This window comes from Pseudomonas sp. FW507-12TSA (assembly GCF_058781435.1).
Window position 1 is genome coordinate 132807 of record NZ_JBYSWT010000017.1, and the last position, 25249, is coordinate 158055.

The following is a 25249-nucleotide window of genomic DNA, read 5'->3' on the forward strand; positions in this document are numbered from 1 at the left end:
GTGCCCGACTCGCCAGATCGCTTCATCCCTGCCTTCGGCCTAGGCAATCCGCACCTGCAGACCCTGTGGGGCCCGCTGTGGCGTCCGGCCACCGCGCTACAGCACCAGCGCGAACGCCTGTGGCTGGACGATGGCGACTTCCTCGACCTGGACTGGCACGGCCCCCATAGCGCCGAGGCACCGCTGGTGCTGGTGTTGCATGGCCTGACCGGCTCCTCCAGCTCGCACTATGTGGCCGGCCTGCAGCAAGCTCTGGCGGCCCAGGGCTGGGCCAGTGCGGCGCTGAACTGGCGTGGCTGCTCCGGCGAGCCCAACCTGCTGCCACGCAGCTATCACTCCGGCGCCAGCGAAGACCTGGCCGCAGCCATCGCCCACCTGCGGGCCAAGCGCCCCCAGGCGCCGCTGTATGCGGTGGGTTACTCCCTGGGTGGCAACGTGCTGCTCAAGTACCTGGGGGAAACCGGTAGCGCCAGTTTCCTGCAAGGCGCCACCGCGGTGTCGGTGCCATTTCGCCTGGACCAGTGTGCCGATCGCATCGGCCAGGGGTTTTCGCGGATCTACCAGGCGCACTTCATGCGCGAGATGCTGGCCTACATCAAGGACAAGCAGCGCCAGTTCCAGCACGACGGCCGCCATGAAGGCCTGGCGACCCTGGCGCAGTTGGGCCCGCTGACGCGGATGCGCACCTTCTGGGACTTCGATGGCCGGGTCACCGCGCCGCTGCATGGCTTTGCCGATGCCCAGGACTATTACCGGCGCGCCTCCAGCCGCTATTTCCTTGGGGAAATCCGCACGCCGACCCTGATCATCCAGGCCGCCGACGACCCATTCGTGTTCCCCCACAGCCTGCCCGAAGCCAGCGAACTGTCGGCCAGCACCCGCTTCGAGCTGCAGGCCAAGGGCGGCCACGTGGGTTTCGTCGACGGTACCCTCAAGCAGCCCGGCTACTATCTGGAGCGCCGGATTCCCCAATGGCTGGCAGGCCTGGGTCGCCATGGATAAGTCGTCCCGGGAATCGATCCGCTTCTGGCAGACCGCGCCCCTGACCGGGGTCGAGTTGCTGTCCGCGCGCTACATCGAGCACCGTTTCGTACCCCATGTGCATGACGGCTTCGTGATCGGCATGATCATGGCCGGCGCCCAGCGCTACCGCTATCGGGGCGCCGAACACCTGGCAGGCAGCGGCACCCTGGTGCTGATCAACCCCGATGAACTGCACACCGGTGCCAAGGGCACCGAGGACGGCTGGTTGTACCGGGCCTTCTACCCGGACAACCGGCAGGTGCTGGGGCTGCTGGATGAACTGGAGCTACCCAGTGGCACCTTGCCGGCCTTCGGCGCGACGCTGTACCGCGACCCGGACCTGGTCAAGGGCTTCGTGCACCTGCATCACTTGCTGGAAAGCCCGGCCACCGCCCTGCAGCAACAGACCCTGTGGCGGGAAATGCTGCTCCGGCTGCTGCAACGCCATGCCAGGGTCAAGGCGCCCCGCGAACCGGGGCAGGAACATCGGGCCATAGTGCAAGCCAAGGAACTGCTGCGCACCCAGCTGGCTGAACCGCCATCGTTGGAGGAACTGGCGGCGGCGGTGAACCTGTCGCCATTTCACTTTGCCCGGGTATTCCGCCGCGCTACCGGGATTCCGCCCCACACCTGGCTGATGCAGCAGCGCATCGCCAAGGCCCGGGCCCTCTTGCGCGACGGCTGCCTGCCGCTGGAGGTGGCGACCCAACTGGGGTTTGCCGACCAGAGCCATCTGAATCGGCAGTTCAAGCAGGTCTATGGAGTCGCCCCGGCGGCCTACCGCAGCGCCTTGCAGGCATCCTGAACCCGGCATGGCCGCCCAGGCTGGGCTTGGGCCCGGGTGAAGTGACGCGCGGCCCGGGGCTGCCAGGCCCGCAACGACGGGCTCAGTCGCCCTTGGCCACAGGCCGCCGGGAGTCGGTGATCCACTCGCTCCAGGAGCCGGCATACAAGCGGGCCAGCGGGTACCCGGCCAGGCACAGGGCGAAGAGGTTGTGGCAGGCCGTCACCCCCGAACCGCAATAGGCCACCAGTTGCTCCGGCGAACGCCCGGCGAGTTTTTCGGCAAAGCGCTGCTTGAGCTGCTCCACCGGCAGGAAACGCCCATCACTGCCCAGGTTGTCGGTGAACGCCGCGCACTGCGCGCCGGGAATGTGCCCGGCCACCGGATCGATAGGCTCCACGTCGCCACGAAAACGCGGCAGGGCCCGGGCGTCCAGCAGGGTCAGGTCCGATTGGCCCAGGCGCTGTTGCAAGTGCGCCGCGTCCAGCAGCAGGTGCGAGTCCGGCTGGCCGCTGAAGTGACCTTGGACGGCAGGCGGCGGATCCAGGCTCAGGGGCAGGCCCGCGGCGTGCCAGGCCTTGAGGCCACCATCGAGGATGAACACCCCATCACGCTTGCCCAGCCAGGCCAGCAGCCACCAGGCGCGGGCGGCATAAGCGCCGGGTCCATCGTCATACAGCACGATCTCGCTGTCGTTATCGATCCCCCAGGCTTGCAGGCGCTCCACCAGGCGGGCCGGGTCCGGCAGCGGGTGCCGGCCGGTCGCGCCCTTGACCACAGGTCCGCTCAGGTCCCGGTTCAAGTCGGCGAAATGCGCCCCGGCCAGGTGCCCCTCGGCATAGCTGCGTTGCCCGTAGTCCGGGTCTTCCAGGGCAAAGCGACAATCCAGGATCACCAGGCCGGGCTGCTGTCTCTTCTGGTCCAGGGCTAGCGGGCTGATCAATTGCGCGAGGGGCATAGCGGGCTCCTGTGAATAAGTGTCGAAGGCTTGATCCTACTGCACTTCTTCCAAGGCTTGGGCCAGGGGCACATAAAACTCTTCGAACAGTTTGTTGACCTCGCCCCGCGCCTGCTCGGTGACGAAACCAGCCTCCAGGACCAGCACCTGGTAGACACCACGCTTGATCGCTTCCTCACTCAGGTGGGTGGAGTTCTCGCGGGTGGTGCAAAGGAACCGCACCCAGGAGGTGAGGATGATCCAGGCATTGAGGGTCAGGGATTCGATCTGCACCCTGTCCATGGCGATGATCCCGGCGTCGACGAAACGCCCGTAGATGGCCATGCCCTGGATCAGGCAGCGCTGTGAGAAGCGCCGGTAACGCGCCGCCAGGTCGGGATCGCTGTCCAGCAGGTGCTCCAGGTCGCGGTGCAGGAAGCGGTAGCGCCACATGGCCGCCAGCAGGGCCTGCAGGTAGTAGCGCTTGTCCTCCACGGTGGCGGCACGCCCGGGCGGCGGACGCAGGAAGCTGTCCACCAGGCTCTCGTACTCGGCGAAGAGCACGGCGATTATCGCCTGCTTGTTGGGGAAGTGGTAGTACAGGTTGCCCGGGGATATCTCCATATGCGCCGCAATATGGTTGGTGCTGACGTTGCGTTCGCCCTGCTGGTTGAAGAGCTCGAGGCTGAACTGGACGATGCGCTCGCGGGTTTTTATACGTGGGGCCATGGATACGGGCTTTATTCGGAAGACTGGGGACATTTTACGACCTATCCCCCTGGGGATAAATCGACACCGGCACGGGAGGAGCAATTGACAATCTAGAGTATAAGCTCTAAAAAACTAGCCACCTCACAAAATTCGGAGCCCGATCATGTCTGCCGAGATCGCCTATCTTCAGGATTCCCTCCAGCAACAGGACGGGCTGCTCGAGCTGTTCGAAGCTCAGCGCCGGGCCTATGCCGCCCATCCGATGCCGCCAGCCGCCCAGCGCGACCAATGGCTCAAGGCCCTGCAGGACTTGCTCAATACCGAACGCCAGGCGCTGATCGACGCCATCAGCCAGGACTTCAGCAACCGCAGCGCCGATGAAACCCTGCTGGCGGAAATCATGCCCAGCCTGCATGGCATCCACTATGCCCGCAAGCACCTCAAGCGCTGGATGAAACCCTCTCGCCGCGCTGTCGGCATGGCCTTCCAGCCAGCCTCGGCCAAGGTGATCTACCAGCCCCTGGGCGTTGTGGGCATCATCGTGCCCTGGAACTACCCGTTGTTCCTGTGCATGGGACCGCTCACCGGCGCCCTGGCCGCCGGCAACCGGGTCATGCTCAAGCTCAGCGAGTCGACCCCCGCCACCGGCCTGCTGCTCAAGCAACTGCTGGCGCGGATCTTCCCCGAAGACCTGGTCTGCGTGGTCCTGGGCGAGGCGGAAGTGGGCATGGCCTTCTCCAAGCTGCGCTTCGATCACCTGCTGTTCACCGGCGCCACCAGCATCGGCAAGCATGTGATGCGCGCCGCGGCGGAGAACCTGACCCCGGTGACCCTGGAGCTGGGCGGCAAATCCCCGGCCATCGTCTCCCATACCGTGCCACTCAAGGACGCCGCCGAGCGCATCGCCTTCGGCAAGACCATGAACGCCGGCCAGACCTGCGTCGCCCCGGACTACGTGCTGGTACCGGAGGACCGTGTGGAGGCCTTCGTCGACACTTATCGCCAGGTGGTGCGTGGGTTCTTCCCGACCCTGGTGGACAATCCCGACTACACCGCGATCATCAACCAGCGCCAGCTCTCGCGGCTCAACGGCTACCTGAGCGACGCCACCAGCAAAGGCGCGCAGTTGGTGCCGCTGTTCGACCAGGGGCAGGAACGCCGCCTGCCCCACAGCCTGCTGCTCAATGTCAGCGACGACATGACGGTGATGCAGGACGAGATCTTCGGCCCGATCCTGCCCATCGTGCCCTACAAGACCCTGGACCAGGCCCTGGCCTATGTCACCGAGCGGCCACGGCCCCTGGCGCTGTACTACTTCGGCTACGACAAGGCCGAGCAGCAGCGGGTCCTCAACGAGACCCACTCCGGCGGCGCCTGCATGAACGACACGTTGCTGCACGTGACCCAGGATGACCTGCCTTTCGGTGGCATCGGCCCTTCCGGCATGGGTCACTATCACGGCCACGAGGGCTTCCTGACCTTCAGCAAGGCCAAGGGGGTGTTCATCAAGCAGCGCTTCAACGCCGCCCGCCTGATCTACCCACCCTACGGCAAGTCGATCCAGAAACTGATCCAGAAGCTGTTCATCCGCTAGGAGCCTTGAAACCGCAGCGATTGCCAGCGCAGTCGCTGCTCGAGATTTTTCAACCAGTCGATTGCAGGGTAATAACAACAATGACCCCTAGCCTGTCTGAAACACCCGCGCTGTCGCGGCGCGGCCTGCTGAAAATCGGCCTCTGCGCCAGTGCCTTCCTGGCCACCGCCGGCCTTGGCGCCAGCCTCAGCGGTTGCTCCGCCAGCACACCAGCCAACGGCTATGCCATCTTGCGCAGCAATGAATTGCCGTTTCTGCGAGCGTTGATCCCAGTGATGCTCGAAGGTGCCGTGGCAGTGGACAGGATGTCCGCTGCCGTCGACGGCGCCCTGGTAAACCTGGACAACGCCCTCAACCATTTATCTCCGGAGATGCTCAAGCTGACCCAGCAACTGTTCGACGTGCTGGGCATGGCCGTGACCCGTGGGCCACTGACGGGAATCTGGGGCAGTTGGGAGAACGCCAGCGCCGAGGACATCCGCAACTTCCTCAGTCGCTGGGAAAACAGCTACCTGTCGCTGCTGCGCATGGGCCACGCCTCGCTGCTGCAACTGGTGATGATGGCCTGGTATACCCGCCCCGAGTCCTGGGCTCACTGCGGCTACCCCGGGCCACCCAAGGTCTGACCCAGCCAGCCGTTGGCACTGGCCGCGCCCGGGAGAGACGCGGCTACCGTGCCGTTGCGCCACGACATCGATAATAAGAGAGCACCCGATATGCCTGTACCTGATCTGTTTCGCGAAGGCCTGACTCGTGGCTGGAAAACCTACAACGGCTCGCAACTGGAGCAAGACCTGACCCTGGAGGCCGATGTCGCCATCGTCGGCAGTGGTGCCGGGGGCGGTACCACGGCCGAGATCCTCAGCGCCGCCGGCTACAAGGTGCTGCTGATCGAGGAAGGCCCGCTCAAGACCAGCGACGACTTCAAGATGCTCGAGGACCAGGCCTACACCAGCCTGTACCAGGAAGGTATCGGGCGCATGAGCAAGGACGGCGCCATCACCATCCTCCAGGGGCGCGCCGTGGGCGGCACCACCCTGATCAACTGGACCTCGAGCTTCCGCACCCCCGACCCGACCCTCGAGCACTGGGCCCGGGAGCATGGCGTGGTGGGCCACAGCTCGGCCGAAATGGCCCCCTGGTTCGAGAAGATGGAGCAGCGCCTGGGAGTCGCGCCCTGGGTCATGCCGCCCAACGCCAACAACGACGTGATCCGCAAGGGCTGCGAAGCCCTGGGCTACAGCTGGCACGTGATCCCGCGCAACGTGCGCGGCTGCTGGAACCTGGGCTACTGCGGCCTGGGCTGCCCGACCAACGCCAAGCAGTCGATGCTGGTGACCACTATCCCGGCGGCCCTGGAGAAAGGCGGCGAACTGCTGTACCTGGCCCGGGCCGACCGCCTGCAACTCGATGGCGACCGGGTCACCGGCCTGCAATGCCTGGCCATGGACGCTCGCTGCGTGGCACCCACCGGCCGCAAGATCATGGTCAAGGCCAAGCACTACGTACTGTCCGGCGGCGGCATCAACAGCCCGGCCCTGCTGCTGCGCTCCGATGCCCCGGACCCGCATTCGCGCCTGGGCAAGCGTACGTTCCTGCACCTGGTGAACTTCTCCGCCGGACAGTTCGACGAGGTGATCAACCCTTTCTACGGCGCGCCGCAGTCGATCTATTCCGACCATTTCCAATGGCAGGACGGCACCACCGGCAAGATGGCCTACAAACTCGAGGTACCGCCGCTGCAACCCGCCCTGGCCAGCACCCTGCTGGGCGGTTTCGGCCCCCAGAGCGGCCTGACCATGGAGCAACTGCCCCATACCCACGCCATGCTGGCCCTGCTGCGGGACGGCTTTCATCCCGATAGCACCGGCGGCAACGTCGAACTGCGCGGCGACGGCAGCCCGGTGCTCGACTACCAGGTCTCGCCCTATGCCTGGGACGGCCTGCGCCGGGCCTTCCACAGCATGGCCGAGATCCAGTTCGCCGGCGGCGCCAAGGCGGTCAAGCCGCTGCACAGCGATGCACGGTTCGCCAAGACCCTGGCCGAGGTCCGCAGCCAGATCGACGGCCTGGAGCTGGCCCTGTACCGCACCCGCCTGGGCAGCGCCCACGTGATGGGCGGCTGCGCCATGGGCCAGGATCCGAAGGTCGCCGTAGCCGACAGCCTTGGCCGCCACCACCAGTTGCGTAACCTGTCGATCCATGACGGCTCGCTGTTCCCCACCAGCATCGGCGCCAACCCGCAGCTGTCGGTGTACGGCTTGACCGCACAGCTGGCCACGGCCCTGGCCGAGCGCTTGAAAACCGCGTGATGAGGCTCGGTATCGATGATGTCCGCGGGCACTTGTACTCCAAAAGGCGACTTGGCCGACCGGAAAGGCTGCGATACCATCCGATTCCCCAACGGATTCCCGCCAGGACGACGCGATGAACCGAGTGCTGTACCCAGGAACCTTCGACCCTATTACCAAGGGCCACGGCGATCTGGTCGAACGCGCCTCGCGGCTGTTCGACCACGTGATCATCGCCGTCGCCGCCAGCCCCAAGAAAAACCCGCTCTTCCCCCTGGAACAGCGCGTGGAGCTGGCGCGAGAGGTGACCAAGCACCTGCCCAACGTTGAAGTCGTGGGCTTTTCGACGCTATTGGCGCATTTCGCCAAGGAGCAGAACGCCAATGTCTTCCTGCGCGGCCTGCGGGCCGTTTCGGATTTCGAATACGAATTCCAACTGGCCAACATGAACCGCCAACTGGCTCCGGACGTGGAAAGCCTGTTCCTCACCCCGTCCGAGCGCTATTCGTTCATTTCCTCGACGCTGGTCCGGGAAATCGCGGCCCTGGGGGGCGATATCACCAAGTTCGTCCATCCGGCGGTCGCCGAAGCCTTGACCCTGCGCTTCAAGAAATAAGCCATCTGGCCCCCGCCAAGGGGGCCTGCGCCCGGTGTCAGCCATCGCGCCCGCGTGCACTGCGGGCGTCAATACGGCACAATTGCGCGCATTCGTTTCTATATGCCCGGGCCCGCCGCCCAGGCCGGAGTACCCCATGTCCCTGATCATCACCGACGATTGCATCAACTGCGACGTCTGCGAACCCGAGTGCCCCAACGCGGCCATTTCCCAAGGCGAAGAGATCTACGTCATCGACCCGAACCTGTGCACCCAGTGCGTCGGCCACTACGACGAGCCGCAGTGCCAGCAGGTATGCCCGGTGGATTGCATTCCCCTGGACGAGAACCGTCCGGAAACCGAAGAAGAGCTGATGGCCAAGTATCGCAAGATCACCGGCAAGGCCTGATCCGCCAGAAGCCCTGGCGGCCCCGGCGCTTGCCAGGGCGCGACAGGGTGGATGCTGGCCGCGCCGCCAGTAACGCCGGGGTCAGCTCTGGCAGCGTGGGCAGTAGACGCTGGCACGCTGGCCCAGCTTGATTTCGCGCAATCCCGTGCCGCAGACCTTGCAGTGCTCCCCGCCTCGCCCGTAGACGAACAGTTCCTGCTGGAAGTAGCCGGGCTGGCCATCGCCGCCGATGAAGTCGCGCAAGGTGGTGCCACCCTGCAAGATGGCCGCCGCCAGGATCCGCTTGATCTCGATCGCCAGCTTCAAATAGCGCGCCCGGGAAATGCCCTTGGCCTCGCGACGTGGGTCGATGCCCGCGGCGAACAAGGCTTCTGTGGCGTAGATGTTGCCCACCCCCACCACCACCGCGTTGTCCATGATGAACGGCTTGACCGCCATGGAACGCCCGCGGGACATCTGGAACAGGCGCTCGCCGTCGAACAGGTCGGTCAGTGGCTCCGGACCCAGCCGCGAAAGCAACTCGTGGTTCAACGGGTCAAGGCTCCAGAGCATGGCGCCAAAGCGCCGTGGATCGGTGTAGCGCAGGGCCAGCCCCGACTCCAGTTCGATATCCACATGCTCATGCTTGGCCGCCGGCAGGCCGACTTCCACCAACCGCAGGTTGCCCGACATGCCCAAGTGGCTGATCAGGGTGCCGACTTCGGCATTGATCAGCAGGTACTTGGCCCGGCGGTCGACCTGGACGATCCGCTGCCCGGACAGGCGTATGTCCAGGTCCTCGGGGATCGGCCAGCGCAGGCGCCGGTCACGGACGATCACCCGGCTGACCTTCTGGCCTTCCAGGTGCGGCGCTATCCCGCGCCGGGTGGTTTCGACCTCGGGGAGTTCAGGCATCAGTGGGCGCCCAGTTCGCGCACGGTTTCCTTGAGGTTCTCGAAGTCGTAGTCCGACAGGCCGACATAATCGAGGACCAGGTGGCCGATGCTGTTCCATTCATGGTCTACGACCTGGTTGCCCAGTACCCGGTACGAGGAGCAGATGTGCTCGGCCATCTTCAGGATCGCCAGCAGGTTCTTCAGCTGGCTGTTGCGCGAGGACTCGTCGCTGAAGATCGCCAGGGCGTTGTGATGGTTGGCGATGGCGATGGTCACGTGCTCCGGCAGGCGCCAGGACTTGGCCGTGTAGTAGCCGACCACCGCATGGTTGGTGTTGAAGACCCGGTTCTCGGTATCCACTACCCGCTGTTCGGGCCCGGCACTGCCATAGGCTTCTTCCAGCACGGTCATGTAGTCAGGGAAGCGCTTGAGCATCAGCGGCACGCCGCAGTCATGGAACAGGCCCAGCGCATAGGCCTCATCTACGGCCTGGGCGCCGGTGCGCTTGGCCAGGGTCAGGCAGGTCATGGCCACGTCCTGGGCGGTGTCCCAGAAGCGGTTGAGAGTGACGATGGTCTCGTCGCTCATCTCGCCCTTGATCGACTGTGCGTTGATCAGGTTGATGATCGAGCGGCTGCCCAGGAGGTTCACCGCACGCTGGATCGAAGCGATCTTGTTGCTCAGCCCGTAATAGGGCGAGTTGACGATCTTCAGCAGCGCGCCAGACAGGCCAGGGTCCTGGGAGATCAGCTTGGCGATCACCTCGAGGTCGGGATCGGGCATGTACTGCTCCATCTGCAGATCCACCATGATCTGCGGCTGGGGCGGCACACTGATGCCTTGCAGGGCCTGTTGAATCTGTTCGGCGGATAGCTCTTGGGACATAAGTACACACTCTGGGTCAGGCGGCGATTCTACCCCCTATCTCGGCAATGTTGGGCAAACCGACAGGAACTTTACCTTGCGCATTTAGCCGCAGGTCCAATGGCCATCACCGAATGCCTATGAAGGGGTATAATCGCGCCCTTTTTTCCGGAGCGACGTCATGTCCCTGCCAAGCCTGCGCCTCAAAGCCAACGCCGACCGCCGCCTGCGCGCCGGCCACCTGTGGGTCTACAGCAACGAGATCGATGTAGCCGCCACTCCCCTGCACGGCTTCAAGGCAGGCGACCAGGCGCTGCTGGAAGCTGCCGGCGGCAAGCCCCTGGGCATCGTCGCCATGAGCCCCAACAACCTGATCTGCGCTCGCCTGTTGTCGCGCGATGCCAAGCTGGCCCTGGACAAGTCGCTGCTGGTGCACCGCCTGAACGTGGCCCTGTCCCTGCGCGAGCGGCTGTTCGACAAGCCCTTCTACCGCCTGGTGTACGGCGACTCCGACCTGCTGCCAGGCCTGGTGGTGGATCGTTTCGGCGACATCCTGGTGGTGCAGCTGGCCTCGGCCACCATGGAACGCCACAAGGACGACGTGATCGCCGCCCTGGTCCAGGTGCTCAAGCCCAGCGGCATCCTGTTCAAGAACGACTCCGCCGCCCGTGACGCCGAAGGCCTGGAGCGCTACGTCGACACGGTGTTCGGCGTGGTGCCGGAGTGGGTCGCCCTGGAAGAGAACGGCGTGAAGTTCGAAGCCCCGGTGATGGAAGGCCAGAAGACCGGCTGGTTCTACGACCACCGCATGAACCGCGCGCGCCTGGCGCCCTACGTCAAGGGCAAGCGCGTGCTGGACCTGTTCAGCTATATCGGTGGTTGGGGCGTGCAGGCCGGTGCGTTCGGCGCCAGCGAAGTCTTCTGCGTCGACGCTTCGGGCTTCGCCCTCGATGGCGTGGAGCGCAACGCCGCGCTGAACGGCATCGCCGACAAGCTCACCTGCATCGAAGGCGATGTATTCGAGGCCCTCAAGGAACTCAAGGCCGCCGAAGAGCGCTTCGACGTGATCGTTGCCGACCCGCCCGCCTTCATCAAGCGCAAGAAGGACCTGAAGAACGGCGAAGGCGCCTACCGCCGCCTCAACGAGCAGGCCATGCGCCTGCTGACCAAGGACGGCATCCTGGTCAGCGCCTCGTGCTCGATGCACCTGCCCGAGGACGACCTGCAGAACATCCTGCTGACCAGCGCCCGCCACCTGGATCGCAACATCCAACTGCTCGAGCGCGGCGGCCAGGGCCCGGATCACCCGGTGCACCCGGCCATCCCGGAAACCCGCTACATCAAGAGCATCACCTGCCGCCTGCTGCCCAACAGCTGAGGCCGGCCGGCTGGCCATTGCCGTCGACGACGGGAGTGGCCAGCGCCATCCATTGACTTTGCCGGGCCACGACTCGATCCTCGGGACCACCTCAAGGACCGAGCACCCCGCATCATGGACCACGCATCCAACGCCACGCAGAAGACCTCGGCCATCATCCTGTTGATGACCATGACCCTGCTGGGAGTCTTTCCGCTGGATGTCATCCTGCCTTCCTTCCCTGCCCTGGCCGAACGCTTCCAGACCTCGAGCGCCGACATCGCGCTGTCCGTCAGCCTGTTCGCCATCGGCCTGTCCTTTTCCCTGATGCTGGTTGGCCCGCTATCGGACTCCCTGGGCCGCAAGAAGCTGTTGCTGGGGGGCATGAGCGTGGCCCTGGTCGGCGCGGCCGGCTGCGTCGTCGCCAGCCAATACTCGTGGTTCCTGTTCTTCCGCGTGGTCCAGGCCATGGGTTGCGGTTGCTTCGTTCTATCCCAGGCCCTGGTCCAGGACCTGTTCGAAGGCAAGGAACAGGAACGCCTGCGCATCGCCATGGTCACCGCCAGCGGGATCTTCATTTCCCTGTCCCCGCTGTTCGGCACCTGGCTGCAGGAACGACTCGGCTGGCAAGGCAGCTTCGAGGTGTTCGCGGCCATCGGCCTGCTGGTGATCCTCATGGCCTGGCTGCTGCTGGAAAACACCCCGGGCACGGCCAAGGGCCGCCAGCGCAATATCTTCGCCGCGTACCGGCTGGTCTGCGCGGAGCCGCGCTTCGTGGGCTACTGGCTGATCTCGGCGCTGGCCTTTGCCTGCCATTTCTCGTTCATCGTCACCTCGCCGATCATCTTCATGGAGCAGTTGCAGCTCTCGCCCTACCAGTATTCCCTGGTGCTCCTGCTATACGGCGCGGCCTATATCCTGGGCGGGTTCGCCGCCGGAGCGATGAACCGGCACCTGCGGGCCAGCACCCAGATCATCGCCGGCTTGTTGCTGATCGCCCTGTCCGGGCTGCTGATGCTGTTTCTCCAGCGCTTCGAACCGAGCGCCAGCAGCGTACTGCTACCGATGATCGTCTGCACCGCAGGCACGACTATCACCCGGCCGGTCGCCACGTCCCGGGCCATGGGCCTGTTTACGCAGAACGCAGGGACCTCGGCCTCGGCCGGCAACATGATCATCTTCACCTGTGGCGGCCTGATAAGCGGCTTCATCAACCTGGCCAGCGATAACCTGGCCATGGCCCTGGGCCTGTGCTTCCTGGTGCTCAGCACCAGCGCCCTGGGCCTGAACAGCCTGGTCAACCGGCACAATCAACGGGCTTGCGCCTGAGCCCCCTGGCGCGCCATGACTGGCCGAGAAACAGTGCAACCGAGAACGCCAGGGGCGGGCCGGCAAAGAAGGCCAGCGCCAGCACCTCGCTCTTGAAGGGGTCCAGGTGCCGATAGGCAAGCCAGAGCTTGAACAGCTTCTGCGCCAGCCAGGGCCACGGCAACGCCAGCAGCAGCCACAGGCCGTTTTCCAGCAGGCGTCGCCCCAACCGGGGGCCATCCTGGGCCAAGGTGGCGCCCACTAACGCGATCACCAACAGCGCAGCAGCGATGCCACACACCACCAGCAGGGTCCCGGGCAGCACCTGGCATGCCAGCGCCAGCGCTGCCGAGAACAGCCCAACCAGCAGCACGGCGACCCAACTGCGCAACCGCCGCCACTGCTCGCCCTGCAATTGCAAGGTGGTGCCGCCCGCCAGCACGGCAGCAGCCAGCACTGCCATGGCGCTGGAGTCCCAGCCGCTATGGAGCAGCAACCACATCAGCACGATGCCCTGCACCGCGCCAACCACCAGGTACAACCTCAAGGAGCGAAAAGAAGCGAGCATTCCAGTTCCGTTGGCATGTGATCCAAAGGCCGCGAGTCTAAAGCAAGGACCGGGCTGCGGTCGCGTGCAGGACGATCGAAACCGCAGAGCGGCCACGGCATTCCTTCCTGACGCCAGCGGTGTAGAATCGGGCGTATTCATCGCCAGTCATCCCCGGCGGGTTTATGAGCTCAGGCTGAGTCTCGCGGCGATCCCGCGAGGTCATCGGCAGCTTCGGACACACGGCCATTTCTGAGTGTTCCCGAGGTCAGTAGAAGCTCACTCCCCATTTGTCACCTGATTAGCCGCCTGGAGTGCTTCATGCCTGATTACCGTTCGAAAACGTCCACCCACGGTCGCAACATGGCCGGTGCCCGCGCCCTGTGGCGCGCCACGGGGATGAAAGATGCCGACTTCAAGAAGCCGATCATCGCCGTTGCCAACTCCTTCACCCAGTTCGTCCCGGGCCATGTGCACCTGAAGGACCTGGGCCAGCTGGTCGCCCGCGAAATCGAACGCGCCGGTGGCGTGGCCAAGGAATTCAACACCATCGCCGTGGACGACGGCATCGCCATGGGCCATGACGGCATGCTGTATTCGCTGCCCAGCCGCGAGATCATCGCCGACTCCGTGGAATACATGGTCAACGCCCACTGCGCCGACGCCATCGTCTGCATCTCCAACTGCGACAAGATCACCCCCGGCATGCTGATGGCCGCCCTGCGCCTGAACATCCCGGTGATCTTCGTCTCCGGCGGGCCGATGGAAGCCGGCAAGACCAAGCTCGCCTCCCACGGCCTGGACCTGGTGGACGCCATGGTCATCGCCGCCGACTCCAGCGCTTCTGACGAGAAGGTCGCGGAGTACGAGCGCAGCGCCTGCCCGACCTGCGGTTCGTGCTCCGGCATGTTCACCGCCAACTCCATGAACTGCCTGACCGAAGCCCTGGGCCTCGCCCTGCCGGGCAACGGTTCGACCCTGGCCACCCACGCCGACCGCGAACAGCTGTTCCTGCAGGCCGGCCGCACCATCGTCGAACTGTGCCAGCGCTACTACGGCGAGAACGACGAGTCCGTGCTGCCGCGCAGCATCGCCAACTTCAAGGCGTTCGAGAACGCGATGATGCTGGACATCGCCATGGGCGGCTCGACCAACACCATCCTGCACCTGCTGGCCGCCGCCCAGGAGGGCGAAGTCGAGTTCGACCTGCGCGACATCGATCGCCTGTCGCGCAAGGTGCCGCAGCTGTGCAAGGTGGCGCCGAACATCCAGAAGTACCACATGGAAGACGTGCACCGCGCCGGCGGCATCTTCAGCATCCTCGGTTCGCTGGCCCGTGGCGGCCTGCTGCACACCGACCTGCCGACCGTGCACAGCGCCAGCATGGAGCAAGCCATCGCCAAGTGGGACATCACCCAGACCGATGACGAGGCCGTGCACACCTTCTTCAAGGCTGGCCCGGCCGGGATCCCGACCCAGACCGCCTTCAGCCAGTCGACCCGCTGGGAAACCCTGGACGACGACCGCGAGAACGGCTGCATCCGCAGCGTCGAGCACGCCTACTCCCAAGAAGGCGGCCTGGCCGTGCTGTACGGCAACATCGCCCTGGACGGCTGCGTGGTGAAGACCGCCGGCGTGGATGAGTCGATCCATGTGTTCGAAGGCAACGCCAAGATCTTCGAAAGCCAGGACAGCGCGGTACGCGGCATCCTCGCCGACGAGGTGAAGGAAGGCGACATCGTGATCATCCGCTATGAAGGCCCCAAGGGCGGCCCGGGCATGCAGGAAATGCTGTACCCGACCTCGTACCTGAAGTCCAAGGGCCTGGGCAAGGCCTGCGCCCTGCTCACCGACGGTCGCTTCTCCGGCGGCACCTCGGGCCTGTCCATCGGTCATGCTTCGCCGGAAGCCGCCGCCGGCGGTGCCATCGGCCTGGTCAAGGACGGCGACAAGGTGCTGATCGACATCCCCAACCGCTCGATCAACCTGCTGGTCAGCGACGAGGAACTGGCGGCCCGCCGAATCGAGCAGGACAAGAAGGGCTGGAAGCCGGCGGAGGTGCGTCCACGCAAGGTGACCACCGCCCTGAAGGCCTATGCCCTGCTAGCCACCAGCGCCGACAAGGGCGCGGTCCGCAACAAGGCCCTGCTCGACAGCCTGTGATCGCCACCGGCAAATGAAAATGCCCCGCCATGTGCGGGGCATTTTTTTGCCTTGCGCCAGTGCAGGCTCAGGGCATGCGTTCGCCCAACTGCCCACGCAGGAAGCGGTACAAGCCGTCGGCACTCTTGCGATAGCCATCGGCGGTCAGGTGGATCAGGTCGTTGCGCGCCAGGTCGCTGGCCTGCCACTGGCTGATGGAGCAATCGCCGCCCATGAACGCCTGCCAGTCCCAGAACAGCGTGCGGCTGGTCTTGGCCACGTCCTTCTGGATCTGGATGATCTGGCGCAGCGGCTGCGGCTGCGAGGCAGCGCAACTGCCGGCATTGCGCCGCTTGATCGAATCCGGCGGGCCCACCAGCAGGATCACCGTCTTGGGCAGGTTCTTGCGCAGCAGCGCGACCTTCTCCTGCAACTGGCTGCGATACAACTGCAGATCGATATCGTCGTCGAAAGCCTCGTTGGTGCCGTAGGCCAGCACCACCATGTCCGGACGCAAGGCCTTGAGGGCCTCCAGCCAGCCGGGCTGCCACTTGTCCAGCACATCCAGGCGCGCACCGTTGATACCCAGGGCGGAATAGATCACCCCGGCGCTCTTCTGCCCGAGGATGTTCCAACCGCCCAGGGCCAGGCCCTGGCTGTTGGCCACGCTCAGGTCCAAAGGCAGGGTCAGGTTGTTGAACGGCGGGCTCAGGCGCCATTGCCCGCCAGTGGCGGCCAACATGCGGCTGCCCTTGTTGAGGTTGTCCCGCGCGGTCAGGGTGCTGTTGCTGGACGCCTGGTACAAGGCCGAGATGCGGTATTGCTGGTTGCTCGGCTGGCGCTCGGCGATGTGCACCCGGGCTCCCGGGGTCTGCGGCAGCGACAGGTAGCCACCCAGGGGAAACTGCGTGCTCTGCTGGTTGCGCGCCGACACCAGCGACCACTGGCGCTTGGCGGCGCTGAGGATCACTCGCTCGTAGCGCGTGCCGGGCACCGGGGTCGCCGCCACGAAGCCGATGCCGCCATCACCGTACTGCGCCTGCAGCAGGCGGCGCAGTTCGCCGCTGAACAGGTCGGCAGCGGTATGCGAGTCGCCCAGTTGCACGATGTTGATCGGCGTACGGTTGGAAGTACTGAACTTGCGTGCCAGCAGCGCCAGGTTCGGATCGCTGCCGGGGGTGACCAACTTCTTCTGGCCCGCACCAGGCCTGGCCAGTGCCGAGGCAGGAGTGGCCTGGACCTCGGTGGTCGGGCTGCAACTGCTCAGCAAGGTGATGCCCAGCAACAGCGCAATACCTTGCAAACGCCCCATCTCAATGCTCCGTCAATTGTTGGCTGGGGAAGTTGATCATCGAGATCACGCGCTCGGCGATGAGCTTCTGCCCAGTAGTGGTGAAGTGGATACCATCATCGACCCGGGTCTTGATCTTCTGCCCGTCGCCATTGATGCGGTAGTAGGAAAACTCGTCGTGGCGGTAGCCGAGAATCTCGTTGGCCGACACGAAGTGCTGGTGATACTGCTCGATCTGGCCCTTGTACAGCTCACTCAGGTAGGCCATGGCCGTAGACAGCTTGGCCTTCTCCATGTTCGGCGGCCCGACCCAGATCACTTGCACATTGTGCGCCTGGGCGGTGTCGAGGATCGAATCGATACGCCGGCGATAGGCCTCCTCCCAGTCCGGGGTCTTGAAGCGCAGGAACGGCTTGCCCTTGACCTCGGGCATGTCCCAAGGGTCGTTGGGGCCGAGGAAGATCACCATCAGGCGGATGTTGGGGTTGCTGGCCAGGGTGCTTTCGACGGTCTTGGGCCAGTTGAAGAAGCTCGGGTAGGCAAGACCGGTACTCTGCTTGCTCAGGTTCAGGCTCTTGACGTTGTAGCGCTTGCGCAAGGTGTTGGCCATGTGTGGCGCCACGCCCTGCATCAACGAGTCACCGACGAAGAACACCTCGTCGCCAGTGCCCAGGCTGACCATCAGCGGCGCGATGCTTGCCTGCGCGACCTTGGGCGGCTGGCTGGCCACAGGCGCCACGGCCACCGCTGGCGGCGCAGCGACCGGCGCCTGATGCGCGACCGGATGGGCGTTGGCTGCCGGAGCCTGGTGCGCCGCTGCCGGCTGCTTGGCCTGCGGCGCTGGTGCGGCAGGTTCCGGCTCGGGCGCCGCCTGGACCTCGGCCACCAGGTTCAGCTCGGCCTGGCCGACGAAGCTGTCGACGAAGGCCACCCGGGCGTTTTCCAAGGCCTGATTGAGCTGTGCGCCGAAACGCCACTGCGGGTTCTGCGCCAGGCCGGGGATCTCGCAGCTCTCGTGGTACTTCTGCTGGCAATACAGGCGGATCGACTGCTGGTTGAACCACACCAGCAACAGGCTGGTCACCAGCAACGCATAGAACACCTTGGCCGCGCTGCCCAGGCTGATCGACAAGGGTGAAGGCTTAGAAACTGGCATAGATGAACCCCGGCACGCCCGATGGAGAGGCAAAGATGACCACGCAGATGAACAGGCCCAGCGGCACTGGATACAGCAGCCACGGCAAGCCGGTGGCAGCCTCGAACAAGCGGCGCAGCAACGCCACGATCCGTGGGTAGAACGCCACGAACAACAGGCAGCCCAGCAGCGACAGGGCACTGCCGGCCAACCCGGCCAGGGACAGCCCGCCCAGGCCGCCGAGCATGTCCAGGGCATCGGACAGGGTCGCGCAGCGGAAGAAGATCCAGGCCAGCGCCACGTAGTGGAAGGTCAGCAAGCGCGCCGCCAGGTCGGAGCCGATCCAGCGCGGTCCGCGGGCCAGCAGCGGGCTGCACAGCTTGTACAGCGCCAGGCCGACGCCGTGCAGCGCGCCCCAGATGATGAAGTTGGCACTGGCGCCATGCCACAGGCCGGAGATCAGCATCGCCAGCAGCATGTTCAGGTTGCCGCGCCAGACCGGCCCCCGGTTGCCTCCCAGGGGGATGTACACGTAGTCGCGGATGAAGGTCGACAGGCTGATGTGCCAGCGGCCCCAGAACTCCTTGAGGTTGCGCGCCGCATAGGGGTAGTTGAAGTTCTCCGGCAGGCGGAAACCCAGCAGCAGGGCGATGCCGGTCACCAGGTCGGTGTAGCCGCTGAAGTTGAAATAGATCAGGAACGAATAACCGTAGACCGCCCGCAAGATCTGCTCGGCGGAGTAGGCCACCGGGCTGTCGAAGACCGGGTCGACCCACTCGTTGGCCAGCCACGAGCTGAGGAAGAACAGCTTGACCACCGCCACCGCGATCAGCCCCAGCGCCCGTTGCGGCTCCAGCACCTGGCGCAGTTGCGGCGGGTTGATCTGCCCGAGCATCGGCACCGCCCGGTTCACCGGTCCGGCGATCAGGCTGGGGAAGAACGCCAGGTACAGCGCCAGGTCGAACGGCGAGCCGGCCTTCAGCTCGCGCCGGTGGATCGACACCAGGTAGCTGACCGAATGGAACGCATAGAACGACAGCCCCACCGGCAGCAGCACTTCCAGCAGCGGCAGCGACACTTCCACGCCGAACTGGGCAAAGGCGTTCTGTACGCTGCTGGTGAAGAAGTCCTGGTACTTGAACAGGTAGAACGCCCCCAGCACCAGCAACAGCATCAGCCCGTTGACCCACCCACGTCCGGGATACCGCTGGCTGAGCAGGCCCAGCAAGTACACCAGGGTGGTATAGCCCAGCAGGATATAGAGGAAGTTCAGGCTGAAGCTGGCCAGGATGGCGTAGCTGGCGGCCAGCAGCAGGACGTTCTGCAAGCGCTGGCTGAAGCCCAGACCCCAATACAGGACGAAGAACAGGATGAAGCAGAAGCCGAATTCGATCGAGAGATAGCTCACAACGTAGTCCATTACGTGCAGACGGGGCATGGCCCGGCACAGGGAGAGCAGGCGGGAGGAGTGGAAACGGGCGCGATTATGGCAGAGGGGCTTTGACTGTCACAAGTTGAAACATTCCCCCGGCCAAGGCCCGCGGGGCCCTGGCAGGCGTCCTTGCCCCCAGTGACACAAACACCCCGGGCGGGGCCGTGCCACTGGGCGCAGGCTGGCTTACTGGATGTCTTCGGGCTTGACGATCACCCAGTTCTTGTCGGCGGTCACCGCCAGCCCTTCCTTGGCCTGGGCCGCGGCGTGCTTGGCGATCATGCCGTTGAGCTGGTTCATGTACTTGTCCTTGCGGTTGATCCACAGGTGGATGCCGCCCTTGGCCACGTCCACATCGTGGAACAGCATGTAGCCATCGCTGGTGGGAGTGTCGCCACCCACTAGCACCGGCTTCTTCCACTCATCGATATAGGTCAGGATCGCCGCGTGCTTGCCAGCCATCCAGGTGGCCGGAGTCCACAGGTAGGGCGTCAGCTCCAGGCCGAGGTTGGCCTGCTGGTCATACTTGCCTTCGGCGATCTGCTTGCGGGCGGTGGTCAGGGCCCCGGTCTTGCGGTCCTTGAGCAGGGTGGTGACGCCAATGACGTTCTGCGGTTTGACGTTGTAGCCGTACTTGGGGTCCGCGGCGACCATGCGCACCAGCTCCTCGGAGGCGGCGGTCATCACGTAGACCTCGATGCCGTTCTCCATCAGCTTGTTGTACAGCTCGGCCTGGCCAGTGAAGACCTTGGGCGGGTTGACCTCGATGGTCTTCACCGCATCGCCGTCGTAGTAGGTGCTCGATACCGGCTTGCCGGAAGCCATCAGCTCGTCCACATGGCCCTTGAGTTCCTTGAGGGTGAAGCCTGCGAACACCTGGGCGACCCAGGGGTAGCAGACCATGTCGTCGATCTCGCAGAGCCGGTAGTAGTAGCTGAACAGGCTCTCCTTGTGCTCGGCGGTGTCCTTGAACGGGATCAGCTTCAACGATGGGTCGAGCTTGTCGCGGGTAATCAGGCCCTTGTTCTCCAGGTAGGGCAGCAAGGACTCTTCCAGATCGTAGCGGTAGCTGGTGTTGTCCATGTCGAACACCGCGTAGTTACCCTTGTTGGCGTTGGCCGCGATCATCGCCTCCAGCTGCTTGGCCTGTTCTTGCGGCCAGTGCTTCAACTCGGTGGCGAACACCTGGCCGGCGAGGCCCAGGCAAAGGGCGGCGGCGAGCAGTTTGGGTGCGAATTTCATCGGCGATTTCTCCCTGGGTGAAAGTCATCGACGCTAACAAATCCTTGTGACAGTTCTCGTCTGTACACGACTTTTCGCGTCCCATGAGCGCCAACCCCATGTGCTATAGCGCCACCGGCTTATTCCAAAAACGACGGTTGCCATGCGATATCGTTATTAATTCAATAGATTTCAAGCTGTTAGGCTTGCCGGTTCGCAATCGCCCCGAGCCGCGATTGGCACACGTTTACCGGAGCCCCAATGAATCTGCCGCTGATCCTCAACCTGCTGGTGTTCCTGGCCCTGCTGCTGGGCCTGGCACAAACCCGCCACACCACCTGGAGCCTGGCCAAGAAGGTCCTGCTGGCTCTGGTGCTGGGCGTGGTGTTCGGTATCGCCCTGCACAGCATCTACGGTGCCGGCAACCCGGTCCTCAAGGCCTCCATCGGCTGGTTCGACCTGGTGGGCAATGGTTATGTGCAGTTGCTGCAAATGATCGTGATCCCGCTGGTGTTCGCCTCGATCCTCAGCGCCGTGGCCCGCCTGCACAACGCCTCGTCCCTGGGCAAGATCAGCTTCCTGACCATCGGCACCTTGCTGTTCACCACGGCCATCGCGGCCCTGATCGGCATCGGCCTGACCAACCTGTTCGGCCTGAGTGCCGAAGGGCTGGTGGCCGGTACCCAGGAACTGGCTCGCCTGCAAGTGATCCAGAGCGACTACGCCGGCAAGGTCGCCGACCTCAACGTGCCGCAGTTGCTGCTGTCGTTCATCCCGCAGAACCCCTTCGCCGACCTGGCCCGGGCCAAGCCGACCTCGATCATCAGCGTGGTGATCTTCGCCGCATTCCTGGGCGTTGCAGCATTGCAACTGTTCAAGGACGACGCCGATAAAGGCCAGAAGGTGCTCAATGCCATCGACACCCTGCAAGCCTGGGTGATGCGTCTGGTGCGCCTGGTGATGAAGCTCACGCCCTACGGCGTGCTGGCCTTGATGACCAAGGTAGTGGCGGGCTCCAACCTGCAGGACATCATCAAGCTGGGCAGCTTCGTGGTGGTGTCCTATATCGGCCTGGGCCTGATGTTCGTGGTCCACGGCCTGCTGGTCGCCCTGGCCGGGATCAACCCGCTGCGCTTCTTCCGCAAGGTCTGGCCAGTGCTGACCTTCGCCTTCACCAGCCGCTCCAGCGCCGCGAGCATTCCCCTGAGCATCGAGGCGCAGACCCGGCGCCTGGGCATCCCGCAGTCCATCGCCAGCTTCGCCGCCTCGTTCGGCGCCACCATCGGCCAGAACGGCTGCGCCGGCCTGTACCCGGCCATGCTGGCGGTGATGGTCGCCCCGACCGTAGGCATCAACCCGCTGGACCCGCTGTGGATCGCCACCCTGGTGGCCATCGTGACCTTGAGTTCGGCCGGTGTGGCCGGAGTCGGCGGCGGCGCTACCTTCGCCGCGCTGATCGTGCTGCCGGCCATGGGCCTGCCGGTGTCCCTGGTGGCCCTGCTGATCTCGGTGGAGCCACTGATCGACATGGGACGCACCGCGCTGAACGTCAGCGGTTCGATGACCGCCGGCGCCATCACCAGCCAGGCGATGGGACAGACCGACAAGGCCCTGCTGGACGCCGACGAGCACGAAGACCTGGCCCACGCCTGAGCCGGGGTTCAGGGTAGCCGCTGCCGCAGGCTGCGCATGGCCCGCAGAGCCACGGGGCATCGGAATCGCCGAAGGTCCTGCGGACCTTTACGCAGCCTCGCAGGCTCGGCAGCGGCTACAACTCAGGCTCTTTCCCAGACTTCGAAGCTGTAGGCCGGCTTGTCGCCTTGCGCCGGGTTGGGCTGGTCGGACACCAGCTTCCAGCGCTGTTCATCGAACTCTGGGAACCACGCATCCCCTTCCGGGCTCAAGGCCACCCGCGTCAGGTACAGGCGATCCGCCTGTTCCAGGCCCTGGGTGTAGAGCTGCGCGCCACCGATCAGCATCAGCTCGCTCGCACCCTGCTCCAGGGCCCATTGCTCGGCGCGCACCATCGCGGCTTCCAGCGACGGGTACACCTCGGCACCTTCGAGCGCCAGATCGGTCTGACGACTGACCACGATATTCAACCGCCCGGGCAACGGCCGGCCAAGGGAGTCCCAGGTCTTGCGCCCCATGATGATCGGCTTGCCCAGGGTCGTGGCCTTGAAGTACTTGAAATCCCCCGGCAGGTGCCAGGGCATGCTGTTGTCGATGCCGATCACGCGGTTTTCAGCGAGTGCCGCGATCAGGCTCAGAGGGAGTGATTTTTTCATGCCGGCGAGCATACCAGAGGGCCGGGGATCTGTTGCCGCCCCACGGCGAATCCCCGCTATCTAACCCGACCAACGCTGCAGCAGTTATGCTCAGCGCACTCTTGAGCGATGGAATGACGCGTGACTGCAATGACTCCCCTGCAACGACTGTGGCTGACCGAAACCGTGCGCCTGCGCGAGGAACACGCCGGCCCCCTGGATGACCAGGAAGCCAACCGCGTGGCCCGGCAACAGGGTGGCGACCTGGCCAGCCGGATCCAGGCCCGGGCCCTGTGGCTGGCCCGGCGCGACGGCTTGGACAGCGCGCTGCTGCACTGGTGGCAAGGGGCACGCCTGGCCTTCCTGGTCCTGGCGGTGCTGGCGGTCCTCAGCGGGGCCGGCCTGGCTTTCAGCGCCCTGGGCGACACCCGCGAGCCGGTGAATGTGTTCTGGGCCCTGGGCAGCCTGCTGGGGATCAACCTGCTCCTGCTGCTGGGCTGGCTGGCCGGGTTGCTGCTGTTCGGCGGCCATGACTCCGGGCTGGGCCGCCTGTGGCTGTGGCTCAGTGAAAAGTGCTCGCGCGATGCCAAGGCCGCCCAGTTGCCGCCGGCGCTGCTGCTCCTGCTGCAACGCCGCAAGCTCAACCGCTGGGCCCTGGGCACCCTGGTCCACGGCCTGTGGCTGCTGGCCCTGCTCAGCGCCATGAGCATGCTGCTGGCGCAACTGATCACCCATCGCTACGACTTCGTCTGGGAGAGCACCCTGCTGGGGTCCGACGCCTTCGTCTCGATCACCAACTTCCTGAGTGCCGGCCCGCGGGCCCTGGGCTTCGGCGTACCGACCGTGGAAATGATCCAGGCCAGTACCCGGGACGTCTACAACACCGAGCTGGTGCGCCAATCCTGGGCGGTGTGGCTGGTGGCGTCGCTGGTGATCTACGGCGTGCTGCCGCGCCTGGTGCTGATGCTGCTGTGCCGCTGGCGCTGGGTCCACGGCCGGGCCCGCCTGCAACTGGACCTCAAGCTGCCCGGCTACGCCCAGCTGCGCGAGCGCCTGATGCCCAGCAGCGAACGCCTGGGGGTCAACGACCTGGCGCCAGAACACCTGCATCGGATCGCAGGCGGCAGCAGCAGCCTGGACAGCAGCGGCGCCTTGCTGGTGGCCATCGAATTGGACGACCAACGCACCTGGCCGCCGCAGTTGCCCGAATCGATCAAGGACGCCGGGATCCTCGACAACCGCGAATCGCGCCACCGCCTGCTGGAGCAGATGAGCCGCTTCCCCCCGGCCCGCCTGCTGATCGCCTGCGACCCTCGGCGCTCGCCCGACCGCGGTAGCCTGGGGTTGATCGCCGAACTGGCCCGCAATGCCGGCGCCACCCGCATCTGGTTGCTGCAGGCCCCCGCCGGCCAGGCCCTGGACGCCGAGCGCCTGGGCGACTGGCATGCTGCCCTGGAGCGACTGCAACTGCCGTTCGCCGACTGCGCGCCCTTCAACTGGCTGGAGACCGGCCATGACTGATACCCGCACCCGGCCGCTGACGCTGGCGGTGGTCGGCCACACCAACGTCGGCAAGACCTCGCTGCTGCGCACCCTGACCCGGGATGTGGAGTTTGGCGAGGTATCCCATCGCCCCAGCACCACCCGCCACGTGGAAGGCGCGCGGCTGTCGGTGGATGGCCAGCCGCTGCTGGAACTCTATGACACCCCGGGCCTGGAAGACGCCATCGCCCTGCTGGACTACCTGGAACGCCTGGAGCGTCCCGGCGAGCGCCTGGATGGCCCGGCGCGCCTGGCCCGCTTTCTCGATGGCAGCGAGGCGCGCCAGCGCTTCGAGCAGGAAGCCAAGGTCCTGCGCCAGCTGCTGGCCTCGGATGCCGGGCTGTACGTGATCGATGCCCGGGAACCGGTCCTGGCCAAGTACCGCGACGAACTGGAAGTGCTGGCCGGCTGCGGCAAACCGCTGTTGCCGGTGCTGAACTTCGTCAGCAGCGCCACCCAGCGCGAGGGCGACTGGCGCGAAGCCCTGGCCCGCCTGGGGCTGCACGCCCTGGTGCGGTTCGACAGCGTGGCCCCGCCGGAAGACGGCGAACGGCGCCTGTACGAAAGCCTCGGGCTGTTGCTCGAACAGGCCCGCCCGGCGCTGCAGCGCTTGATCGACGACCAGCAGGCCCAGCGCCTGGCACGCCGCCACAGCGCGGCCCGGCTGATCGCCGAGTTGCTGGTGGATTGCGCGGCTTGCCGGCGCGGCGTGGCCAGCGACGCCGAGCAGGAGCGCCAGGCCATCGCCAGCCTGCGCCAGGACGTACGCCAGCGCGAGCAACGCTGCGTCGAGGCCTTGCTCAAGCTGTACGCCTTCCGGCCCCAGGATGCCTGCGCCAGCGACCTGCCATTGCTGGACGGGCGCTGGGGCGATGACTTGTTCAACCCTGAAACCCTCAAGCAGCTGGGTGTCCGGGTCGGGGG

At 65.3% G+C, this 25249-nt stretch carries 23 protein-coding genes; 13 read left to right on the forward strand and 10 right to left on the reverse strand.

The genetic code is table 11. The annotated features are described in order from the left end of the window. Both AC3WK8_RS17780 and AC3WK8_RS17785 read left to right on the forward strand, forming a co-directional pair. Nucleotides 1-1002: a hydrolase gene (locus AC3WK8_RS17780; RefSeq protein WP_053133925.1), complete on the forward strand. Its 1002-nt coding sequence runs from the start codon at nt 1-3 to the stop codon at nt 1000-1002. Continuing rightward, nucleotides 995-1828: an AraC family transcriptional regulator gene (locus AC3WK8_RS17785; RefSeq protein ID WP_103325353.1), complete on the forward strand. Its 834-nt coding sequence runs from the start codon at nt 995-997 to the stop codon at nt 1826-1828. Before AC3WK8_RS17780 ends, AC3WK8_RS17785 begins: the two co-directional genes overlap by 8 nt. 82 nt (nt 1829-1910) lie before the next feature. Here AC3WK8_RS17785 and AC3WK8_RS17790 read toward each other — a convergent pair whose 3' ends face one another. Next, complete coding sequence (locus AC3WK8_RS17790; RefSeq protein ID WP_053133920.1) at nt 1911-2765, reverse strand: sulfurtransferase; 855 nt, start codon at nt 2763-2765, stop codon at nt 1911-1913. A 36-nt stretch (nt 2766-2801) separates the two neighbouring features. Next, a complete protein-coding gene (locus tag AC3WK8_RS17795) occupies nt 2802-3473 on the reverse strand; it encodes a TetR/AcrR family transcriptional regulator (RefSeq protein WP_022641646.1) in 672 nt (223 codons plus the stop codon). Between the two features lie 145 nt (nt 3474-3618). Between AC3WK8_RS17795 and AC3WK8_RS17800 the strand changes: the two genes are divergently transcribed. The 5 genes from AC3WK8_RS17800 to AC3WK8_RS17820 all read left to right on the forward strand — a co-directional run bounded on the left by AC3WK8_RS17800 (nt 3619) and on the right by AC3WK8_RS17820 (nt 8344). After that, on the forward strand, nt 3619-5049 hold the full coding sequence (locus AC3WK8_RS17800) for a coniferyl aldehyde dehydrogenase (RefSeq protein WP_103325352.1): 1431 nt from the start codon (nt 3619-3621) through the stop codon (nt 5047-5049). Between the two features lie 80 nt (nt 5050-5129). Beyond that, nucleotides 5130-5675: a hypothetical protein gene (locus AC3WK8_RS17805; protein ID WP_053133918.1), complete on the forward strand. Its 546-nt coding sequence runs from the start codon at nt 5130-5132 to the stop codon at nt 5673-5675. A 90-nt stretch (nt 5676-5765) separates the two neighbouring features. Beyond that, nucleotides 5766-7361 (forward strand): GMC family oxidoreductase, encoded by a 1596-nt coding sequence (locus tag AC3WK8_RS17810; RefSeq protein WP_103325351.1) that lies wholly within the window; start codon nt 5766-5768, stop codon nt 7359-7361. 115 nt (nt 7362-7476) lie between these two features. Further along, a complete protein-coding gene (coaD, locus tag AC3WK8_RS17815; protein WP_022641651.1) occupies nt 7477-7956 on the forward strand; it encodes a pantetheine-phosphate adenylyltransferase in 480 nt (159 codons plus the stop codon). A gap of 136 nt (nt 7957-8092) precedes the next feature. Continuing rightward, nucleotides 8093-8344: a YfhL family 4Fe-4S dicluster ferredoxin gene (locus tag AC3WK8_RS17820; RefSeq protein WP_016963552.1), complete on the forward strand. Its 252-nt coding sequence runs from the start codon at nt 8093-8095 to the stop codon at nt 8342-8344. A gap of 81 nt (nt 8345-8425) precedes the next feature. On the opposite strand, the gene mutM is transcribed toward AC3WK8_RS17820, so the two are convergent. Next, complete coding sequence (gene mutM / locus AC3WK8_RS17825) at nt 8426-9238, reverse strand: bifunctional DNA-formamidopyrimidine glycosylase/DNA-(apurinic or apyrimidinic site) lyase (RefSeq protein WP_085594431.1); 813 nt, start codon at nt 9236-9238, stop codon at nt 8426-8428. Continuing rightward, nucleotides 9238-10050 carry an HDOD domain-containing protein gene (locus tag AC3WK8_RS17830; protein WP_177409180.1) on the reverse strand — a complete coding sequence of 271 codons (813 nt, stop codon included), beginning with the start codon at nt 10048-10050 and terminating at the stop codon, nt 9238-9240. Before AC3WK8_RS17830 ends, mutM begins: the two co-directional genes overlap by 1 nt. 214 nt (nt 10051-10264) lie before the next feature. Here AC3WK8_RS17830 and AC3WK8_RS17835 point away from each other — a divergent pair, with 214 nt between their 5' ends. Together AC3WK8_RS17835 and AC3WK8_RS17840 are read left to right on the forward strand one after the other, a co-directional pair. Further along, nucleotides 10265-11461: a class I SAM-dependent rRNA methyltransferase gene (locus AC3WK8_RS17835; RefSeq protein ID WP_022641654.1), complete on the forward strand. Its 1197-nt coding sequence runs from the start codon at nt 10265-10267 to the stop codon at nt 11459-11461. Nucleotides 11462-11575: 114 nt separating this feature from the next. Next, a complete protein-coding gene (locus AC3WK8_RS17840) occupies nt 11576-12769 on the forward strand; it encodes an MFS transporter (protein WP_103325350.1) in 1194 nt (397 codons plus the stop codon). Here the strand turns inward: AC3WK8_RS17840 and AC3WK8_RS17845 are convergent. Then, complete coding sequence (locus AC3WK8_RS17845) at nt 12738-13316, reverse strand: hypothetical protein (protein ID WP_085594427.1); 579 nt, start codon at nt 13314-13316, stop codon at nt 12738-12740. The two genes, AC3WK8_RS17840 and AC3WK8_RS17845, sit on opposite strands and share 32 nt — an antisense overlap. Before the next feature lie 300 nt (nt 13317-13616). Here AC3WK8_RS17845 and ilvD point away from each other — a divergent pair, with 300 nt between their 5' ends. Beyond that, nucleotides 13617-15458: a dihydroxy-acid dehydratase gene (ilvD, locus tag AC3WK8_RS17850; protein WP_085594423.1), complete on the forward strand. Its 1842-nt coding sequence runs from the start codon at nt 13617-13619 to the stop codon at nt 15456-15458. A 67-nt stretch (nt 15459-15525) separates the two neighbouring features. Here the strand turns inward: ilvD and AC3WK8_RS17855 are convergent, their stop codons facing one another. From AC3WK8_RS17855 to AC3WK8_RS17870, 4 genes are all read right to left on the reverse strand, one after another. Beyond that, nucleotides 15526-16749: an SGNH/GDSL hydrolase family protein gene (locus AC3WK8_RS17855; RefSeq protein WP_085594421.1), complete on the reverse strand. Its 1224-nt coding sequence runs from the start codon at nt 16747-16749 to the stop codon at nt 15526-15528. A 1-nt stretch (nt 16750) separates the two neighbouring features. Beyond that, on the reverse strand, nt 16751-17884 hold the full coding sequence (locus AC3WK8_RS17860; RefSeq protein WP_085594419.1) for an SGNH/GDSL hydrolase family protein: 1134 nt from the start codon (nt 17882-17884) through the stop codon (nt 16751-16753). Then, the gene (locus tag AC3WK8_RS17865; protein ID WP_256592291.1) at nt 17871-19271 is read right to left on the reverse strand and encodes an MBOAT family O-acyltransferase; all 1401 of its coding nucleotides are present in this window, start codon (nt 19269-19271) and stop codon (nt 17871-17873) included. Before AC3WK8_RS17865 ends, AC3WK8_RS17860 begins: the two co-directional genes overlap by 14 nt. A 210-nt stretch (nt 19272-19481) precedes the next feature. Continuing rightward, nucleotides 19482-20537, reverse strand: a complete 1056-nt coding sequence (locus AC3WK8_RS17870) for an HAD family hydrolase (RefSeq protein WP_103325348.1) — start codon at nt 20535-20537, stop codon at nt 19482-19484. A gap of 240 nt (nt 20538-20777) precedes the next feature. Here AC3WK8_RS17870 and AC3WK8_RS17875 point away from each other — a divergent pair, with 240 nt between their 5' ends. Beyond that, the gene (locus tag AC3WK8_RS17875) at nt 20778-22169 is read left to right on the forward strand and encodes an L-cystine transporter (RefSeq protein WP_022641662.1); all 1392 of its coding nucleotides are present in this window, start codon (nt 20778-20780) and stop codon (nt 22167-22169) included. 122 nt (nt 22170-22291) lie between these two features. Here AC3WK8_RS17875 and AC3WK8_RS17880 read toward each other — a convergent pair whose 3' ends face one another. Next, on the reverse strand, nt 22292-22804 hold the full coding sequence (locus AC3WK8_RS17880) for a dihydrofolate reductase (RefSeq protein ID WP_103325404.1): 513 nt from the start codon (nt 22802-22804) through the stop codon (nt 22292-22294). A gap of 120 nt (nt 22805-22924) precedes the next feature. On the opposite strand from AC3WK8_RS17880, the gene AC3WK8_RS17885 reads away from it, so the two are divergent. Next, nucleotides 22925-24304, forward strand: a complete 1380-nt coding sequence (locus tag AC3WK8_RS17885; RefSeq protein WP_103325347.1) for a DUF2868 domain-containing protein — start codon at nt 22925-22927, stop codon at nt 24302-24304. Continuing rightward, on the forward strand, nt 24297-25249 hold a 953-nt coding region (locus AC3WK8_RS17890), incomplete at its 3' end, for a GTPase/DUF3482 domain-containing protein (protein ID WP_103325346.1). The genes AC3WK8_RS17885 and AC3WK8_RS17890, both read left to right, overlap by 8 nt.

Bases quoted from the DNA above. Each gene is read 5' to 3' on its own strand.
- AC3WK8_RS17880 (WP_103325404.1), bottom strand. From the start codon at position 22,804: ATGAAAAAATCACTCCCTCTGAGCCTGATCGCGGCACTCGCTGAAAAC.
- AC3WK8_RS17870 (WP_103325348.1), bottom strand. From the start codon at position 20,537: ATGAAATTCGCACCCAAACTGCTCGCCGCCGCCCTTTGCCTGGGCCTC.
- AC3WK8_RS17790 (WP_053133920.1), bottom strand. From the start codon at position 2,765: ATGCCCCTCGCGCAATTGATCAGCCCGCTAGCCCTGGACCAGAAGAGA.
- AC3WK8_RS17795 (WP_022641646.1), bottom strand. From the start codon at position 3,473: ATGGCCCCACGTATAAAAACCCGCGAGCGCATCGTCCAGTTCAGCCTC.
- AC3WK8_RS17860 (WP_085594419.1), bottom strand. From the start codon at position 17,884: ATGCCAGTTTCTAAGCCTTCACCCTTGTCGATCAGCCTGGGCAGCGCG.
- AC3WK8_RS17805 (WP_053133918.1), top strand. From the start codon at position 5,130: ATGACCCCTAGCCTGTCTGAAACACCCGCGCTGTCGCGGCGCGGCCTG.
- AC3WK8_RS17840 (WP_103325350.1), top strand. From the start codon at position 11,576: ATGGACCACGCATCCAACGCCACGCAGAAGACCTCGGCCATCATCCTG.
- AC3WK8_RS17785 (WP_103325353.1), top strand. From the start codon at position 995: ATGGATAAGTCGTCCCGGGAATCGATCCGCTTCTGGCAGACCGCGCCC.
- AC3WK8_RS17800 (WP_103325352.1), top strand. From the start codon at position 3,619: ATGTCTGCCGAGATCGCCTATCTTCAGGATTCCCTCCAGCAACAGGAC.
- AC3WK8_RS17820 (WP_016963552.1), top strand. From the start codon at position 8,093: ATGTCCCTGATCATCACCGACGATTGCATCAACTGCGACGTCTGCGAA.
- AC3WK8_RS17845 (WP_085594427.1), bottom strand. From the start codon at position 13,316: ATGCTCGCTTCTTTTCGCTCCTTGAGGTTGTACCTGGTGGTTGGCGCG.
- AC3WK8_RS17855 (WP_085594421.1), bottom strand. From the start codon at position 16,749: ATGGGGCGTTTGCAAGGTATTGCGCTGTTGCTGGGCATCACCTTGCTG.
- ilvD (WP_085594423.1), top strand. From the start codon at position 13,617: ATGCCTGATTACCGTTCGAAAACGTCCACCCACGGTCGCAACATGGCC.
- mutM (WP_085594431.1), bottom strand. From the start codon at position 9,238: ATGCCTGAACTCCCCGAGGTCGAAACCACCCGGCGCGGGATAGCGCCG.
- AC3WK8_RS17810 (WP_103325351.1), top strand. From the start codon at position 5,766: ATGCCTGTACCTGATCTGTTTCGCGAAGGCCTGACTCGTGGCTGGAAA.
- AC3WK8_RS17875 (WP_022641662.1), top strand. From the start codon at position 20,778: ATGAATCTGCCGCTGATCCTCAACCTGCTGGTGTTCCTGGCCCTGCTG.
- AC3WK8_RS17835 (WP_022641654.1), top strand. From the start codon at position 10,265: ATGTCCCTGCCAAGCCTGCGCCTCAAAGCCAACGCCGACCGCCGCCTG.
- coaD (WP_022641651.1), top strand. From the start codon at position 7,477: ATGAACCGAGTGCTGTACCCAGGAACCTTCGACCCTATTACCAAGGGC.